We start from the raw sequence: 17,255 nt of genomic DNA, 5'->3' as shown, positions 1-17,255 counted from the left end.
CATGTTCGGTGGAATCAGTATTTGGGAGCTTTCCATTATTCTTGTTATTGTTCTGATTATTTTTGGAGCCGGCAAGCTTCCTGAAATAGGTTCAGGAATCGGAAAAGCTATAAAAAATTTCAAAAGCGCCTCATCAGAGGCGGACAACAAGTCTTCAGAACCAATTGAAGATAATAACAAGGTTTGAATCGGATCCCCGTCTCCTGATTTCGAGGTTCCAAAGCACTATTATAGAACCTCTTCCTTCTTAAAATGCTCCATCTGGCTCTCCAGGCCGGCCACTTGGTCCACCGGCAAAACGAAAGCAATACCGGTGCCGGGTTTTTCAAAGTGCCCGGCTTCGTAGATTGCTTTCATAACCGCTTCCACGAGGTGTTCCTCCAACAGGAATATGATCAAATTTGTTTGTGTTTCGAGAGTTAAGCCAAAAAATGTCTTTGCCTCATGAATGCCTGTGCCGCGCGCTGTAATGCACGTAGCACCAGTGGCCCCTGCCTTTTTTGCCGCATCTATGACGCTGTCGGTCAAATCGGTTTTCACTGTTGTAATGATTAACTTAAAGCGCATTTTATCCCTCCCTGTTGAACTTCAAACGTATTCTTGCCCACAATTCAACAACCTGGGCATAACCCAGCACAGTTATAATTGGGAATAAACTTGCAAACGCGATCAGGCCAAAGCCGTCCAGGGCCGGATTGCGTCCCGGGATGGTTGCTGAAAGACCCAGGCCTAAGGCCGCAACTAATGGAACTGTCACGGTAGATGTGGTTACCCCTCCGGAATCGTAAGCTAGGGGGATGATGGTTTTTGGAGCAAAGATAGTCTGCACCACCACTATAAGGTATCCGGCCGCGATATATAAAAAGAGAGGAGTCCCTGTAATTATCCGGAATGTGCCGATTGCAATCCCGAGCGCTACTCCAAAGGCGACGACAAGCCGAAACCCCCATTGGCTGATGGTGCCGCCGGATACATGATACGCCTTATAAGCAACAGCCATGAGCGCAGGTTCTGCTATAGTTGTGGTAAAACCGATCAGGGCGGCAAACAGATAAACCCAGACATAATCCCGCCATTCAGGATTATCAGGTACCATATCGCTTCCGAACAAAAACTCCTGGGCAGACAGCTGTTTGGCCATAATTTTTCCCACCGGAAAAAGGGCCTTCTCCAATCCCACAAGGAACAAAGATAGACCTGCCAGCACACAACAGAAGCCCACAATCACCTTACGCAAGTGCGGGATGGGCTGGCGCAGAACGATATACTGGAAACCAGCTATAAGCGCCAGAACCGGAAAAAAATCCCTGCATGTAACCATAAATGTCTGTGCAATTTCAATCAGCATATCCATCTACCATGGCACTTTAACACCAAATACTATCATACCAAAGCCAAGAACAAAAATCACAGGAAGCAGTGAGGCAAAGGCAATCATGCCAAAACCGTCCATCATGTGGTTGCGACCCCGGATAGATGAAGCAAGGCCGACCCCCAGGGCGGTGACAAGGGGCACTGTGATCGTGGAAGTGGTGACGCCTCCGGAGTCATAGGCAATACCCACAATTTCCTTAGGTGCTATTAAAGTCATCAAAACGACAATCATGTAGCCGGCGATAATCAGATAATGAACAGGCCAGCCGCGCAGGATACGTATTATGCCAATTGCGATAGCCAGCCCCACTGAGACAGCCACCGTAAAGCGCAAGCCCAGGGCATAGTATGCCCTGTCGTTTGCGCCAGGCGCGATAATGTCCGCTTGAGCCGCCACTTTTGCGGCTTCCTGGGTGATGGCAATCAGGGCGGGCTCGGCCACGGTGGTGGAAAACCCTAAGCCGAATCCAAAGAGCAGCAACCAGACCAGACTCCCTTTTTGTGCAAAAGCGACGGCAAGATTCTCCCCGATCGGAAACAGGCCCATTTCAAGGCCCTGAACAAACAGCATGAGGCCGATTACCACTAAGGTCGTGCCCATAAGCACCTCAAGGAGGTCCGGAAACGGCTGGCGAAGTATGGCAAGCTGAAAAAAGACGATGACCAGGATTATAGGCAACAGGTCTCGGCCGGCTTCTTTCAGCTTTCCAAAGAACCTCCCGGTGATTGTGCGGATAAAATATCGGGGTTCAGTTTTTTGAGGCACTAAGAAAAAAGACCTGTCTTTTCAAATTCTTCCACATCATTTTCAGAATATCCAAGTGACTTCAAAACATCTTTTGTGTGTGTACCTGCCGGTTGGCCGATGGTGTTATACTCAGGCTGAGTCTCGGAAAACTTGATCGGATTTGCAATCTGTTTTACAGTGCCGCCTCCAGGAATTTCAACATCTATGATCAGCCCCCGCTCAATTATATGGGGATCGCTGAAAGCTTCTTCAAGTGTAAAAACAGGCTCAACGCACGCATCGACTTGATCAAAAATTTTCATCCAGTCATCAAGTCTCTTTTGACTGATAATTTTTCGAACCCTCTTCTTGATGTTTTGCACCCCTTCAGGGTTTACACCTCCTTCGATAAAATCATCGCAACCGATTGCCTTGCAGAATGCTGAAAAAAACTTAGACTCCAGCCCTCCGAAACTAAGATACTTATTATCTTCAGTCTGATAAAAATCATAAAGACAGCCGCCATTCAAAAATTCCGATTCTCTTAAGGGTTCATCTCCACCAGCGAGAAATGCCGCACCTGTCATAGCATTAAAGGCGACGACACCGTCCATCATCGAGATGTCAAGATGCTGCCCCTTCCCGGTATTGCTCCTGTAGTAGACTGCAGAAAGAATGGCAATAATCATGTTGTTTGAACCGGATGCTACATCTGCTATCTGCATGCCTGTCAGGCTTGGCCCTGTATCGTTGCGACCGGAATAGCTCATTAGTCCTGAGCGGGAGATGTAATTTATATCATGGCCGGCTTTCTTGCTCAAGGGGCCGGTCTGACCGTACCCTGTGAGTGAACCGTATATAATTGCCGGGTTAACCTTTTTCAGATCGGAATAACCTAATCCCAATCTATCCATGACACCGGGCCGAAACTGCTCAACAATTATATCGTAATCTGCAAGCAGCTGATGCACTATTTTTATCGCCCTTTTATCTTTAAGATTAAGAGTGATGGAACGTTTGCCACGCCCCATCCAGGCTCCGTTTGCTGAAATTTTTGTATTTGGAAGTATCGGGGGCATAAAATCGGTAAGATCCGGTCTGGAACCAGATACAATACGCAAAACATCAGCCCCGAGATCTGCCAGCGCCATTGTTGCATAAGGCCCTGGTAATAAAGTTGAAAAATCTATTATTTTTAATCCTTTTAAAGGTCCTGCCATTTATAAGCTCCTTTTAAAAATTACGGGTTATTCTTTGCAATATCTCTGAATTCAGGTATTAATTCAGTGAATATGTTAAATAAATCCGGATTAAAATGTGATTCTCTTTCTTCATACATCTTGGCAAGAACTGCTTCCTCACTCAAAGCCTTGCGATAAATACGTCCCTGTCCAAGGGCATCATAAACATCAACCAGAGCCACGATACAGACTGCTTCAGGAATCTGCTCGCCGATTAGTCCGCAAGGATAACCGGATCCATCCCATTTTTCATGATGGTACAATGCAATATCATGCGCTATCTGAAGCATGGGAAGTTTTGAATTACCTAAAATCCGTCCACCGATTATTGTATGTGATTTTATAATCTCAAACTCAGCTTCGGTCAGCCTCCCCTTTTTGCATAAAATTGAATCGGAAACTCCTATCTTGCCAATGTCATGCATGGATGCGGCAATGAGAATATCATCAATCTTATCCTGTGTCCATCCCGCAGCTTTTGCTAACCTGGCGCTGTAAAGTCCTATCCTTCTAACATGACCGCCTGTTTCTTTATCTCTTGCTTCGAGGGCACTAAGCAATCTGAAAATTGTTTCTTCCTGGGTCTGACGAATAATTCGAGTCTGCATTCGGACTGTATTTTCCAGGTCATTATTGTACTCCCGTAGTTTTCTCTCCAGCAAAACCGTACGTTCACCCACCCTTACCCGTGCCTGCAACTCTTCGGGATTAAAGGGTTTGACAATATAATCGTCCGCTCCAGCTTCCGAAAGAGCACTTACAAGATCGTCAGTCTCCCTCTTTGATGTTAATAAAATTATATATACATAGCGTTTACTGTTATTATGTATTTCTCTTATCAACTCGGGCCCATCCATTTCAGGCATTATCCAGTCTGTAAGTATAATATCAATATCTTCGGATAAAAATTTTTCCAGCGCCTCAACACCATTTCCGGCGGTCAAGATATTATAACCCCACTTTTTCAGATAATGTTTAACACGGCTCAGCGTTACTGCCTCATCATCTACGGCAAGTATATTCAAACCTTTATATCCTCAACAAACCCGGACAGTTCTTTTGAAAATTTATCTACTACGTATTCAAGTTGCCTGAATTTGTTTTCTGCTTCGCAGAAGTCTCCGTTGGTACCCATTTGTTCAAGATGATAAGCTGCTTCTACAGCTGATTCCGCCTGAAAATTGCCCAAGATTCCTTTTAACGCATGCGCCGAACGTCTAAGGGCATTGGAATTACTTTCCTTTAACGCATTTTTTACAGCCACGATCATATCAGGATAGTCTGCCTGAAACATATCTACAGATTCTTTAAAAAAATTCCAGTCGTTATCAAATATTTCCAGGAGTCTCTCTTTATCAAATATAACATCCTTTTCTGCTTTTTTGTAAGATGGATTTGTTTCAGACAACCTTCCCGGCAAAAGTGCTTTTATTGCTTGATAAAGTATTTCAGAAGAGATGGGCTTTGATACATAATCATCCATACCCGCGTTTATGCATAATTCACGGTCACCTTTCATTGTATGTGCGGTCATAGCAATAATCGGTATATGTCCGCCTTTTTCTTTCTCAATCTTCCTGACAGCCCTGGCAGCTTCCAATCCATCCATCTCCGGCATTTGAATATCCATCAGCAGAAGGTCGTAACTCTTTTTTTTCAAAGCCTCCAGGACTTCATAACCGTTTTCAACTATATCTGCATTAAAACCCCAGCGATCAAGAAGACGGTGGATAAATTTCTGATTAAAGGGGGTATCTTCGGCAACAAGAAAATGTAATAACACATGACTAACCTGGGGATCGGGGTAAAAAGCTTTTTTCTCCGTTCCAAATTCGATTTTTTTTAAATCGAGAGCAATCATTACCGCATCGAGCAGATCTGAGGGCATTACAGGTTTGTTGATTCTGGTCTTTGCATAGGAGTCGAGCAGATCCTTGCAGTTACGATGACATGATGATGTGAGCATCATGATTATGTTTGCACTAACCATATCATCTCTTTTTATCCATTCCGGCAAACTGCTTTTTTCAGAATTCACCAAATCAAAATCGATTATCACAATATCAAAGGGTTCACCATGGTTAGCGGCATCTATTAATATTTTTTTTGCCTCCCCAGTTAATAATGAACTTTTTGCGGAAATATTCCAGCTTTCCAGCATCTCCGTTATGATGTTGCAGCTTGAAGCATTATCGTCAACTACCAAGGCCCTGACGCCGCTTAAATCATTAGACTGAAAATCTGGCTTTTCGTCTGTCGACACATCAAAAGAAATGCTAAAATAAAAGTTGCTCCCTTTGCCGGGGGCGCTTTCCAGCCGGATTGTTCCACCCATCAATTCCACAAGCCGCGCAGATACTGCCAGACCGAGTCCTGTGCCTCCAAACCTTCTTGATGTGCCGCTGTCCGCCTGTTCAAACGGGCTGAATACCTTATCCAGTTTATCTTCGGCAATACCTATCCCAGTATCTATAACAGAAAAAACAAGATCAACTTTAGTCTCTGTAAACATTGCCGCTTCAACCGAGACTATAACCTCCCCTTTTTCAGTGAATTTTACTGCATTACCCGCCAGGTTTAAAAGTACCTGCCTTAATCGGGCAGAGTCTCCCAATATGTAATCAGGAACGTCAGGTGCCACCCGGTAGGCAAGTTCAAGCCCTTTTTCATGAGCATTTTTTGCAATTATTTTTAAAGAATCTCCGATCATGTTCCTGAGGTTTACAGCTATGTTCTCAAGTTCCAGTCTTCCGGCTTCAATTTTTGAAAAATCCAGTATATCATTAATTATGGAAAGAAGCGCATAGGCCGCAGACAGCACAACATCCAGATCTTCTTTTTGTTCAGCATCAAGATTTGAATCAGACATTAACTCAATGAGGCCTATTATTGAATTTAGCGGTGTTCTTATCTCATGGCTCATGTTTGCAAGAAATTCGCTCTTTGCCCTGCTGGCCGCCTCTGCCGCGGCTTTTTCCTGCTTTAAAGCTTCTGTTTGTCTGCGTCTTGTAACATCCCTTATCAGCCCTCTGAATTCTTTTGCTCTGCCTCTGGAATCTTTTTTTAAATAAACTGATGCCTCAACAAAAGATTCCGTTCCTTCAGGTTTTATAAATGTCAAATCTATTAAAGCAGTATCTATGACATTTTGTAATATGTTTTTAAAAGTATCATTTAGTTTTATAAAATTATTATCATCCGTAAAAAGCCTGAAATCGGCAGTCCTCAACTTTTCTTTGGAATATCCTGTAATCCTGCTCATGGAATCATTTACAAAAGAAAAAAAGCCTTCAAGATCAGCTTCATAATAACCATCTTCAATGTTCTCAATAATTGTTCTATATTTTTCCTCGCTTTTTACCAGTGCCTCGTCAAGCTTTCTGCGCTGGTTGATTGTATACTGAGCGTGGGAACCGAATATCAGGAAAAAACAGAATACCAGCAGGCGAGCAAAAATTTCATCGGCACTATACCCAATAAAATTGTATAGAAATGATGTCCCTTCATTCTGCAAGGTAGTCATCAAAGATTCAAGAATCCAATAAATAGCTGCCAGACCGCATCCTATAAAAACCATACGGTCCATCAAACCTGTACTATGTTTCTTTATTTTATTAGTCATCCCGAACCTTTACTCCTGGGTAATCGCCGGCAAGTAAATATTAAAAGTAGTACCTTGGCCTTTTTTACTTGAAAAGTTTATGATACCATAATGATTTTTTATTATACCAAAAGCAGCCGCAAGTCCCAAGCCGGTGCCGATTTCTTTGGTTGTAAAAAATGGCTCAAAAATTCTATCCTTATCCGAATTATCTATGCCGATGCCGTTATCCGCCAAAGACATCTTTACATAGTCCCCCTCTTCAACCTCAAATTGTTCAGTAAAATTTTTTGTTAAGGAAATGTTCTCTGTTTTTATGCTGATCTCTCCTCTTTTTGTCCCAATTGCCTGGGATGCGTTCACGAAGATAGTTTCCAGCACTTGCTCTATCTGTTTCTCATCGGCTTCTATGGCCCATAAGTCATCCTGATACTCTTTATTGAGATTTATAATTCTGTTTGTATCATCAAATATATATATATTCTTTTCGATAAGGTCGTTTAAAGCTATATACCGAACAAGATATTTACCACCTCTGGCAAAACCGAGGAGCTCTTTTGTAAGCTTGGAGCCCTTTTTTACACATCTTTCAATACTTTTAACAGAATTAAAGTGAATATCATCTTTTTCTATTTCAAGCAGCATTAGTGAAGTGTTGCCCTGTATTCCCATAAGCAGATTATTTATATCATGGGCAACCCCCCCTGCCAGGGTCCCTATGGCTTCCAGTCTTCTGAATTCATTAAATTTGGTTTCAAGACGTTTTCTATGGGTAACATCAGTGATCAGAAGGATTGCTGTAGGTTCTGTTCCCACGGGAAAAGACTCGATTAATACTTGCCGGCCGTTCAGTTCCGTGTTTAAATCACGGTTATGAAACTCTGACAAACTGTTGTTAAGATTCATGATGGCTTCAATGTCAGATCGCACACCGTCTTCAAATAAATCAGGTGGATATGATGCAATGATATCTTCATATGACATCTCGAAAAAGGCGATTGCGGCAGAATTTGCATAAACGACTTTATCGAACTGAATTTCCAGGATTCCCTGGGCCATTCTTTCAAGAATCGTCTGCAAATGGCGGTGCCGTGAAAGGAGTTCTTTTGTCATCTGCCTTGCATTTATAGACTCAAGACCCATAATTGCCTTGGGAATGCTGTTTCTATGCGTCATGTCGGACTCCCTGATTGCATCCTTGATATATCCGGCAACAGATTCAAAAGAACCTTTGGCAATGCAGGCATTCGCGCCTACCTTTGTATAGTCAAAATCCAGCTCTGCTGCTGCTGCTGTAATGAAAACGATATAACAATTCTCCATATGCCGCATTTTCCGAACAATCTGGCAGAGTTTATCACCATCAATTGTGGGCATTATAAAATCTATAAACATTACATCAGGAACAAAATCAGTCAGGATGTTCAGAGCTGCAAAAGCGTCGCCTGCGATAGCCACCTCATGCCCTTCCTTTCTCAGCATCCTGTCAATAAAATTTAGCAGTACACGATTATCATCGACTACAAGAATCTTTTTTTTCATTACTAAACTCACTAATTGTACCAGAACGAAAACTATCTATCATGTTGATAAAATAAGTATTTCCAGCTTTTTTTCTCAACGAAGATTTAAAGCGATTAGCTTTTAGGCGTTAGGTATTAGCTCTAAAAACGTTCTATTTTTTCCTTAACACCTAAAACTTCATTTAATAGAAATTTACGAACTGAATAACTGTTTGATATTGTTGACTTTGGTGGATTCGTCGCTACGCTCCTTAATCCACCCTACAATTTTATATAAAAGTTGGTAGTTTGTAGGGTGGATTAAACGAAGCGAATCCGCCAAAAAGTATTGGAAAATATTGATTGTTGACCAATTTTTTACCTTAAATATCAGATAGATAGAATGAGGCAAAATGAGTTGGTAAATTTCTGTTTAAATAAACAAACAATAACGCCTTGTTTTATTTTGATTAATAGTATTTTCGTTCAGGCACTGCTAATTAAACTTATTATTTTTCATCCAATAATTTTTGTTCAGGCTATATTTAACGGGGCAAAAAAAAGGGGGAACACAAAAAATAAAGCAAGCCTGTGCTTGATATCCTTTTAGACATCTTCAACAAGAAAGTCTGATTCGTTTATTTCAAGAGTTTCTCTGTATTTGATATTATTGCTGTCGATTGTATGAAATACCAGTTTTTTATTATCATTATTTTCAACTGAAACGTTACCGCTCAATTCTCCCCGAGGATGAGCTGTCACATTATATTCCATATATTTATCGAAGTTAAAATTAAAAATTTTTTTAACTATATTAGATGTTATCTTTTCCAGGATCGCCTTCTGTTTTCCCGCAGCCGAGATACTGATACGGTCAAAAGTCATTTCCCGGTTGTGCTGTTTTTCCTTTGCGGATTTTTTGTTATTCCTTAGCTGTCTAGTGTAAATATTTAACACATTCCGCATTTGATATCCAGGTATATGCATGGCCCTCTTCCCTGCACTACATATAGAACGTCACATAAATAATTTCACTGCGTTATCGGTCGTCGGAGTAGGGGTTCAAGATTTTGATCCCCTACTCCCTATCGCCTTGTGCCAAATTTCAAAATCGGGTAATTATCTGACGGTCTATAGATTTCCACCTAAACAATTTTAATTTTCCCTGAAGCACTTATCGGCAGTTTTGCCGTAAACTTTAGAATAAAACCGGGAATATTTTATTTTTTTAATTCTTTTATTATTCTGATTGTCTCCTTTGGTGTATCTGCAAAATACAATGCATCATATCCCAAACTCTTGAAAAACTTTTTGCTTTCTACCGTTGAATTAAGCAGTACCACATGTTTGCCTGCTTTAAAGGCAAGGGCGACTTCCGACGCTGTGCCTATACCCATACCGCATGCAATCACCACATCACTCGTTAGAACATTAATGCTGTTTCTCGCGCTCCCCATACCTGTAAAAATGGGGATCTCAACAGAAGGGGATACTGATTCCTTATCGAGTGCCGGCATTATGCCTATAGTAAGACCGCCGACCTCCTTGGCTCCCCTGCTTGCCGCATCCATAACCCCTGCATTTCTTCCTCCGCTAAGCAACGCCCATTCTTCTTTGGCGATAAGGCGCCCCAATTTGTAGGCAGCGGCAATATCCTCTGTCCGGGCCCTGTCACCAGGACCCATAACTCCTACAATAAACTTACTCATGTTTTTTTAAAATTTGAGCCTTTCGCTTAACATTCAAAAGGCCGGGATTATTGTGCAGGTACATTAATGTTGATGAAAAACCAGCATTGATAAAATAAGTTTCAAGATCATCGAAAAGCACCGGCCTGTCAGGCCATTTATACAGTTTTTCCCATCTTTTGAATTCATCCCACATTTCACCCGGACGGGGATTGGCATTGAATACTTCCTGTTTGGCAGTTTTACATAAGAACATCTCGCATACAATCGGTTTTACACGCCACATACATCCATTCTTTCCAAGGTATATACATTTGAAGCCCATGTTGGGTTGTTCAAGTGCCGCAAGAAGGGATATTATTTCATAATCTTGTGATTCAATAAGATTAACGACCACATCTCCGAAAAAAGTTATTATCCCTTCTCGGGAGCAACATGCGCTTAGCTTGCTTTCATAACATTTTCTATTGCATATGGCACTGAAATGTTCAGAAAGAAATTCGCTTACTTTATTACGAAATAGTAGATAATCCGCAATCATATTTTTAAGACCATCTATTGCTGCTGTATCCAAAGCAATAAGATGTCTCCAGACCATGGAAATGGCCTCTGATTGTTCTTTCTGATAGGAATTCATAGGTGCAAACAAAAATTATTAAATCTTTGTTTTTCAATCTTTAAAGACGCCTCTAGTGTTTTGAATATAATCTATAACATAGAGTTCAGGCGTCTTCTCCTTCACACGCTTCAACAGTTCTAGTATATTATCGGGATCTACATTATAAACACGTATGGATACTCTGCGAAAACCATATGAGACTCCATGGTAGGAACATACTATATTCCAGATCCTTCCAGTATAATCTTTTATTATATTGATAATTTCGGTGATACAATTAGCTTTATCCGGCACACTGAAGTTAAGCTGGTAGCCTATTTGATCTCCTCCTGTGACCGACTTCAGGAACTGCAGGATATCGTTGCGGTTGATAATTCCCACTACTTTTCCGTCATCATCTAATACCGGAGCTGCGGATACCTTGTGTTTCAAGAGGATTTCGGCAGTCTCATCCATCGTATGCTCACGAGTAACCGTCAATGGATGATGTGACATTATCTGTCTAACTTTAATCGTAGAAAGAAGATGTTGAACTTCTCTTTTATCCATGGTGAGGAATTCGGAGACCGATGCTTTGGCAAAATCCTTGTCGGCCACAATTCCCACCAGTTTGCTGTTATCAAATACGAGCAGCACTCCGGTATTGTTATCCTTGTGAAGCTTCGCAGCACGCTCTATGGTCTCATCGGCGTTGATTGATCTTATCTCTGTACCCATCCAGTTTTTAACTAACATTTTGTAACCTCTTTTGATTGATTATCTTCTAAGGATCTTATATTCAAAATGTCCTTGCATAATTGAATAGGTCTGCGTCCGCCGATATATTTTTCAACGGTATCAGACAATTTAACTGTTGGTGTCCACTCATGACATTCAGGTTTTGCCTCAACCATCTTTATGACGATATTTAATGGCTCAACTCCGACATCATTTGTAAAATCAGTGCCGATTCCAAAAGAAATATTAATTTTGTTGCGGCAAAAATCAGCAATTTCCTCTACTTTATCCGGATTTAATCCATCAGAAAAAATTATCGTTTTTGAATTCGGATTTATATTAAATTTTTTATAATGCGCTATTGTCCTGTTTGCAAATTCGATCGGATCACCTGAATCGTGCCGCACGCCGTCAAAAAGTTTGGCAAATTTTATATCAAAATCCTTGAAAAAAATTTTTGAAGTATAAGTATCTGATAATGCTATTCCAAGATTCCCCCGATAAATATCGACCCAATGCTCCATGGCCAATCTGTTTGCCATTTTATAACCGTATTTTGCTCCATGAAACATAAACCATTCATGGGCGTGAGTTCCAATAGGAATGAGACTGTATTTCATAGCAAAATGAACATTGCTTGTGCCTATAAATGAGGAAGATCCGTATTGTGATAGTACATTTACAACAATATCCTGATTTTTGTATGAATATCTTCGTCTGGTGCCGAACTCGGCTATTTTAACTCCAAGTTGATTATATTTTAAAGCCTTTTTTTGGGCAATTAGCAATATATCTTTTTGAGAGTATGTCTTTCTGCCGGTCAACCTGAAAAATAACTCAGAAATTATTGCCAGCAAAGGAACTTCCCAGAGGATAGTACGATACCAGTATCCCGCAATTGTTACTTCTAAAGTTCCATCTTTTAAAGCTATCTTTACTTCGTTACTGTCGAACCTGTAACCTTGGAGAAAATCTATATAAGTAGGATCAAGATATGAACATTTTTCTTTTAAAAAAAATAGTTCTGAAGAGGTGAGTTTCAGCTCCGTCAGCTTGTTGATGTTTTCCTGCAGATATTTATCAAAACCATCGGGGAATCTGTTTTTTCCTCTATTAATAAAATTATATCGTACCTTGGCGCGCGGGAAAAGTTTCACAATAGCATTTTGCATTGTGAACTTGTAGAAATCATTATCTAATATTGAGGCAAGCATTTGGGCGCCTTGCAGTTTACATTTACTTTGTATAAAAAACTGGATTTCACCGCGGAGAACGCAGAGTTCGCTGAGATATTACATTAAAAATTAAGCAGTTCCCTTGTGCTTTCTGCGTCCCCTGCGGTGAAAATACCGCTTCTAACATGGGGAAAGTGTTAACTACTTTGACGCCTCAGTGAAAGACGCCGGCATTTGTTATTATACTACCGAGTCGGCAATATCAGCTTTTTGCGTCAGCAGTTTCCAGTTGTCGTCCACCATATTCTGGATTACACGGAGATCTTCCTCTGCGAGGTGCTTAAATCGTCCCTGGGATTTGAAGTATTCATCTACCGGGATTTTATCAGGCATCCGGTTTATTATCCAGGAGACTCCGTCAAACACTTCATACAAAGGAAAAATTCTGGTTTGAACAGCCTGACGCGCTGTTTTAATAGATATTTCCGAAGGGATCTGCCAGCCTGCGGGGCAACTGGCGAAAACATGCAGAAATCGGGTTCCTTTGATTTTTTTGGCTTTTTCCACCTTTGTCATCATATCCCCAGGAAAGGCTATGCTTGCAGTGGCTGCGTAAGGAATATTATGAGCTGCCAGGATCGCCACGATATTTTTTTTGGCCTTTTTTTTCCATGCGTTTCGCGGCGTTGTGGTAGTCCAGGCTCCGTACGGGGTGGATGAGCTTCGCTGGATACCCGTATTCATATAAGCTTCGTTATCATAACATACATAAATTATATTTTCATTGCGCTCAACTGCGCCGCTTAATGCCTGAAAACCTATATCGAATGTGCCCCCGTCACCTGCCCAGGCGACCACTGTGGTTTCTGTATCGCCCTTCATATCAAGCGCAGCGCGAACCCCTGTGGCAACAGATGCTCCGGTTTCAAAAGCTGCATGAATAAGCGGCACTTGCAGGCTGGATTGCGGATATGCGCCGGCGATTATTGACCAGCAGCAGGCTGGAATAACCATCATGGTCTTATTTCCGAGAGCTCTTAAAAAAAAACGCATGGCAATCGCTGCTCCGCATCCGGGACAGGCGGTATGGCCTGAATGCAGAAATTCATTTTCAGCAACATTCAATTTCATAATCCACCTCCCGTAGTTCCATCCAGTGGCTGTCAAGCTTAGGCTTTTCATCTTTTTTAGTTAACCTGTAAATCTCTTGTAACGTATCGAATGTAATATCTCTGCCTCCAAGACCGGCGATATATCCGAAAACAGCAGGGCATCCGGGCATTCCGCTTATGGCCGCGCGTATTTCCTGTGCAAATATCCCGCTTGCTCCGAAGGAAAAATTACGGTCAACAACAGCTACTTTATCTGCCCGGCCTAAAATCCGTCGTATCTCCTCAACCGGAAAAGGTCTGAACATTTTAATCTTCAGCAGGCCGACCTTTTCTCCTTGGTCGCGCAATTTTTGTATAATATTTCTGGATGTACTTGTGACGGTTCCGGAAGTTACAAGTATTATATCTGCATCATCACACATAACAGGTTCAACAGCGCCGTAACGTCGTCCGAATATTTCAAAAAATTTATCCTCCATATCAGGAAAATTTTTTATGGTATGCTCCATTGCCAGTTGCATATTATAGCGCATTTCCATCAAAACATTCGGAGGAGAGAGTTGATTAAAGGCGCAGGGATTTTTGGTATCCATCTGAAACTTGGGGGTAAAACCGGGAAGAAATTGATCCACCTGGTCCTGATCAGGCAGATCGACAGGTTCATATGTATGAGAAAGATAAAAGGCATCCAGAACAATCATAACCGGCAGATTTACCAATTCCGCCAGATAAAATGCCTGAATTGTAGTGTCCAGGGCTTCCTGGCTATTTTCACAGTATAGCTGTATCCATCCAGTATCTCTCTGGGCGAGGCTGTCTGTCTGTTCAGTCCATACATTCCAGGGAGCCCCCAGGGCGCGATTTACTTCCGCCATAACTACCGGAAGCCTTGCTCCGGCAGTCCAGTGGAGCAGTTCGTGCATCAAGGCAAGACCCTGGGATGATGAGGCTGTAAAGGTACGCACTCCTGCTGCTGCAGCGCCGATTAAAGCTGCCATGGCGGAATGTTCACTCTCAACATGAATATATTTAGCCTTAAGTCTGCCGGTGGCACAAATATCGGATAAAAATTCCACTATATGTGTTTGCGGAGTTATAGGATAGGCGGATATTACTTTGACTCTGGCCAGCCTGACAGCTTCCGCCACCGCCTGACTTCCTTCCAGAACCTGCTTCATTGATGTTCCCCCTTTAAAGTCATTGCGCTTCTTGGGCATTCCGCAACACAGAGACCGCATCCTTTGCAGTAATCATAATTTATATGACGTCCCTGCTTTGATTTATCATGTATAACCGCCACATCAGGACAAAAAATAAAACAATTGTCACATTGAGTACAAATTCCGCAATTAAAGCAGCGTGCTGCTTCCTGTACCGCAAAGTTTTCAGGAATATTCAGCGCTGTTTCGGCAAAACTGTTAATCGCTTCCTCTTTGGGAAGCCGCTGAACTGTTATTCTTTGAGCTTTGCTGAAATAATCGGTATTAATCTGCTCGTAACTGACTATTTCAGGTCTGCGAGGCCGGTGGTTCCGGTTCAAATATGTTTCAAACGAAAAAGAGGATCCATTGCCCACAGAGCAAATCTCCATCTTTTTCGTAATCTTGTTTCTGCCTTTGTTAAAAAGAATATCGAGCGCTATGGCTGCATGTTTTCCCGAAGCAACAGCATGCACAACACTTTCGATCTCCGAAGCAAGATCGCCGCCAAAAATAACAGGAAAACCGGCATTATCAAAGCTTAATATAGCGTTACTTAAGTGTAATATATCTTTCCCGGCGACAGGAGGCTTATGCCAGGTTTCGGCTGGTCCGGCGCCTATGGCTTTTACTACCATTTGAGCGCTTATTTTTTTTGTCTTCCCGACGTCAGGTTCAATAGCTGCCCTTTTACCATCTTCCAAACCGGCAACATGCATTTTTTGCAAAGTCAGCAGGTAGTCTTTATTGTTTTTTTCTATCTTTGCCGGTCCATATAACTCCAGAAGTTCGATCCCTTCCTCCAGGGCCATATTCACATCTTGCGGAAAAGCAGGCATATCTTCTCTGCGTCTGCGATATATAACCAGGGGAGTTCCGCCCAGCCGCAGCACGGAACGAGCAACATCGACTGCAGTATTACCTCCTCCTAAAACAACTACCCTGCCATGCAACCGCCGGGTTTTGCCCTGTCGCAATTCGGATAAAAAATTCAAACCATCTACCGCCAGGTTCTCACCCTCAATATTAAGAGACTCGCTTTGACCATGGCCGCATCCCATAAAAACGGCATTATATTTCTTTTTTATATCAGTCAAAAATAAAGCGGAAACAGGCCGGTTGCAATGAATTTCAGCGCCTGCAGCCGCAATAAGATCTATTTCCCCTTGCAGAACCCCTGCAGGCAGCCGATAAGGAGGAATTCCCCAGCGAAGAATACCGCCTGGTTCGGATTTTTCTTCAAATATGTCACATGGGTAACCCATGCGCGAGAGAAACCATGCTGCAGAAAGACCGGCTGGGCCTGCGCCTATAATGGCGATTTTTTCTTTTTTCGTTTCAGGTTTCTCAAAAGAAGGCCTGTATCCATTTTTATCAGCCGTGTCTGACAGAAAGCGTTCTATTGAATTAATAGCCACAGGTTCATCAAACTGTTTCCTGTTGCAAACGGTTTCACATGGATGATAGCAGACGCGGCCGCATACTGCTGGAAAAGGATTCTCCATCAATATCTTTTCCCATGCTTTTTTAAAAAGACCTCTGGTTGTAAACATCTGAATTAAAGCGATATCTTCTCCTGCAGGGCAGGCTGCGCTGCAGGGAGATGTCTTTTCTTCATACTCAGGACACATAACACGCCAACTTCCTGTTTTGTTCACTTCGGTAGTTTGGCGGGAGCGGGCAATATAAACCGGAAATTTGGTTTGACTTACATTTTTATTCATAGAATTCCACTGCATCAAAAGCTTCTTTTGCTGCTTTAACATTTTCATGCTGTTTGGCAGGCGCCTCTTCCATTACAGCCTTCTCAACCGCATCCATGGGTGGTATCTCCAAAATTTTAGACATGGCGCCCATAAGAGATGTGTTGACAATCGGATTAGTCCTGGAGCCTATATGGTTTCTTAATGCTATTCGTGTAGCATCAACAACCGCTATTCTATAACCTGGAAATTGTGACAGCTCTTTCAAGTCTTTTGTTGCGTTAATTAATATTATTCCGCCTGGTTTAAGGCCTCGCGTTATATCTATACTGCCGAGCAGGGTATTATCCAGCACTATAATATGATCAGGAGTATAAACATTGGTTCTGATAAAAATTTTGCTGTGACTTATCCTTAAATATGCCTCAATGGGAGCTCCCCTTCTTTCAATTCCAAAAAAAGGAAAACTCTGGACATAATATCCTGCCTGGAAAAAGGCCTTTGACATAAGTATCGATGCAACCACAGCCCCTTGGCCACCGCGTCCGTGAAAACGTATTTCCAGCATGCTGTTTCCTGTTGTTTTTTGATTAAACC

17 protein-coding genes are annotated in these 17,255 nt (G+C 42.0%); 1 reads left to right on the top strand and 16 read right to left on the bottom strand.

Going from position 1 to position 17,255, the window contains the following annotated elements; translation table 11 throughout:
• Window position 1 precedes the first annotated feature (1 nt).
• Window positions 2-187 carry a twin-arginine translocase TatA/TatE family subunit gene (gene tatA / locus BuS5_RS06935; protein ID WP_027353164.1) on the top strand — a complete coding sequence of 62 codons (186 nt, stop codon included), beginning with the start codon at window positions 2-4 and terminating at the stop codon, window positions 185-187.
• A gap of 41 nt (window positions 188-228) precedes the next feature.
• Here the strand turns inward: tatA and BuS5_RS06930 are convergent, their stop codons facing one another.
• The 16 genes from BuS5_RS06930 to BuS5_RS06855 form a co-directional block, all read right to left on the bottom strand.
• Window positions 229-567, bottom strand: a complete 339-nt coding sequence (locus BuS5_RS06930) for a P-II family nitrogen regulator (RefSeq protein ID WP_027353163.1) — start codon at window positions 565-567, stop codon at window positions 229-231.
• Window position 568: 1 nt separating this feature from the next.
• A complete protein-coding gene (locus BuS5_RS06925; protein WP_304412905.1) occupies window positions 569-1,348 on the bottom strand; it encodes a DUF1538 domain-containing protein in 780 nt (259 codons plus the stop codon).
• A gap of 6 nt (window positions 1,349-1,354) precedes the next feature.
• Complete coding sequence (locus tag BuS5_RS06920; RefSeq protein WP_232223016.1) at window positions 1,355-2,140, bottom strand: DUF1538 domain-containing protein; 786 nt, start codon at window positions 2,138-2,140, stop codon at window positions 1,355-1,357.
• Window positions 2,140-3,321, bottom strand: coding sequence for a CaiB/BaiF CoA transferase family protein (locus BuS5_RS06915; protein WP_027353160.1), 1,182 nt, complete (start codon window positions 3,319-3,321; stop codon window positions 2,140-2,142). Before BuS5_RS06915 ends, BuS5_RS06920 begins: the two co-directional genes overlap by 1 nt.
• Window positions 3,322-3,341: 20 nt before the next feature.
• Window positions 3,342-4,367, bottom strand: a complete 1,026-nt coding sequence (locus BuS5_RS06910; RefSeq protein WP_027353159.1) for an HD-GYP domain-containing protein — start codon at window positions 4,365-4,367, stop codon at window positions 3,342-3,344.
• Window positions 4,364-6,964, bottom strand: coding sequence for a PAS domain-containing hybrid sensor histidine kinase/response regulator (locus tag BuS5_RS06905; protein WP_051374605.1), 2,601 nt, complete (start codon window positions 6,962-6,964; stop codon window positions 4,364-4,366). The genes BuS5_RS06910 and BuS5_RS06905 overlap by 4 nt, the downstream gene beginning before the upstream one ends.
• Before the next feature lie 9 nt (window positions 6,965-6,973).
• Window positions 6,974-8,485 carry an ATP-binding response regulator gene (locus BuS5_RS06900; protein WP_051374604.1) on the bottom strand — a complete coding sequence of 504 codons (1,512 nt, stop codon included), beginning with the start codon at window positions 8,483-8,485 and terminating at the stop codon, window positions 6,974-6,976.
• A 566-nt stretch (window positions 8,486-9,051) separates the two neighbouring features.
• A complete protein-coding gene (locus BuS5_RS06895; RefSeq protein ID WP_027353157.1) occupies window positions 9,052-9,432 on the bottom strand; it encodes a DVU0524 family FlgM-associated protein in 381 nt (126 codons plus the stop codon).
• Between the two features lie 233 nt (window positions 9,433-9,665).
• Complete coding sequence (locus tag BuS5_RS06890) at window positions 9,666-10,154, bottom strand: TIGR00725 family protein (protein ID WP_027353156.1); 489 nt, start codon at window positions 10,152-10,154, stop codon at window positions 9,666-9,668.
• Window positions 10,147-10,770: a hypothetical protein gene (locus BuS5_RS06885; protein ID WP_027353155.1), complete on the bottom strand. Its 624-nt coding sequence runs from the start codon at window positions 10,768-10,770 to the stop codon at window positions 10,147-10,149. Before BuS5_RS06885 ends, BuS5_RS06890 begins: the two co-directional genes overlap by 8 nt.
• Window positions 10,771-10,803: 33 nt before the next feature.
• Window positions 10,804-11,487: a CBS and ACT domain-containing protein gene (locus BuS5_RS06880; RefSeq protein ID WP_027353154.1), complete on the bottom strand. Its 684-nt coding sequence runs from the start codon at window positions 11,485-11,487 to the stop codon at window positions 10,804-10,806.
• Entirely contained in the window at window positions 11,481-12,683 is a 1,203-nt protein-coding gene (gene pncB, locus BuS5_RS06875; protein WP_051374603.1) for a nicotinate phosphoribosyltransferase, read from the bottom strand. The genes BuS5_RS06880 and pncB overlap by 7 nt, the downstream gene beginning before the upstream one ends.
• Before the next feature lie 201 nt (window positions 12,684-12,884).
• Window positions 12,885-13,775 (bottom strand): 3-methyl-2-oxobutanoate dehydrogenase subunit beta, encoded by an 891-nt coding sequence (locus BuS5_RS06870; protein ID WP_051374602.1) that lies wholly within the window; start codon window positions 13,773-13,775, stop codon window positions 12,885-12,887.
• On the bottom strand, window positions 13,756-14,934 hold the full coding sequence (porA, locus tag BuS5_RS06865) for a hypothetical protein (RefSeq protein ID WP_027353152.1): 1,179 nt from the start codon (window positions 14,932-14,934) through the stop codon (window positions 13,756-13,758). The genes BuS5_RS06870 and porA overlap by 20 nt, the downstream gene beginning before the upstream one ends.
• A complete protein-coding gene (locus BuS5_RS06860; RefSeq protein ID WP_027353151.1) occupies window positions 14,931-16,679 on the bottom strand; it encodes an FAD-dependent oxidoreductase in 1,749 nt (582 codons plus the stop codon). Before BuS5_RS06860 ends, porA begins: the two co-directional genes overlap by 4 nt.
• Window positions 16,672-17,226, bottom strand: a complete 555-nt coding sequence (locus BuS5_RS06855; protein ID WP_027353150.1) for a 2-oxoacid:acceptor oxidoreductase family protein — start codon at window positions 17,224-17,226, stop codon at window positions 16,672-16,674. Before BuS5_RS06855 ends, BuS5_RS06860 begins: the two co-directional genes overlap by 8 nt.
• Window positions 17,227-17,255 lie beyond the last annotated feature (29 nt).

This window comes from Desulfosarcina sp. BuS5 (assembly GCF_028752835.1).
Lineage (GTDB): Bacteria > Desulfobacterota > Desulfobacteria > Desulfobacterales > BuS5 > BuS5.
This window is presented reverse-complemented; position numbering and strand designations above follow the sequence as displayed.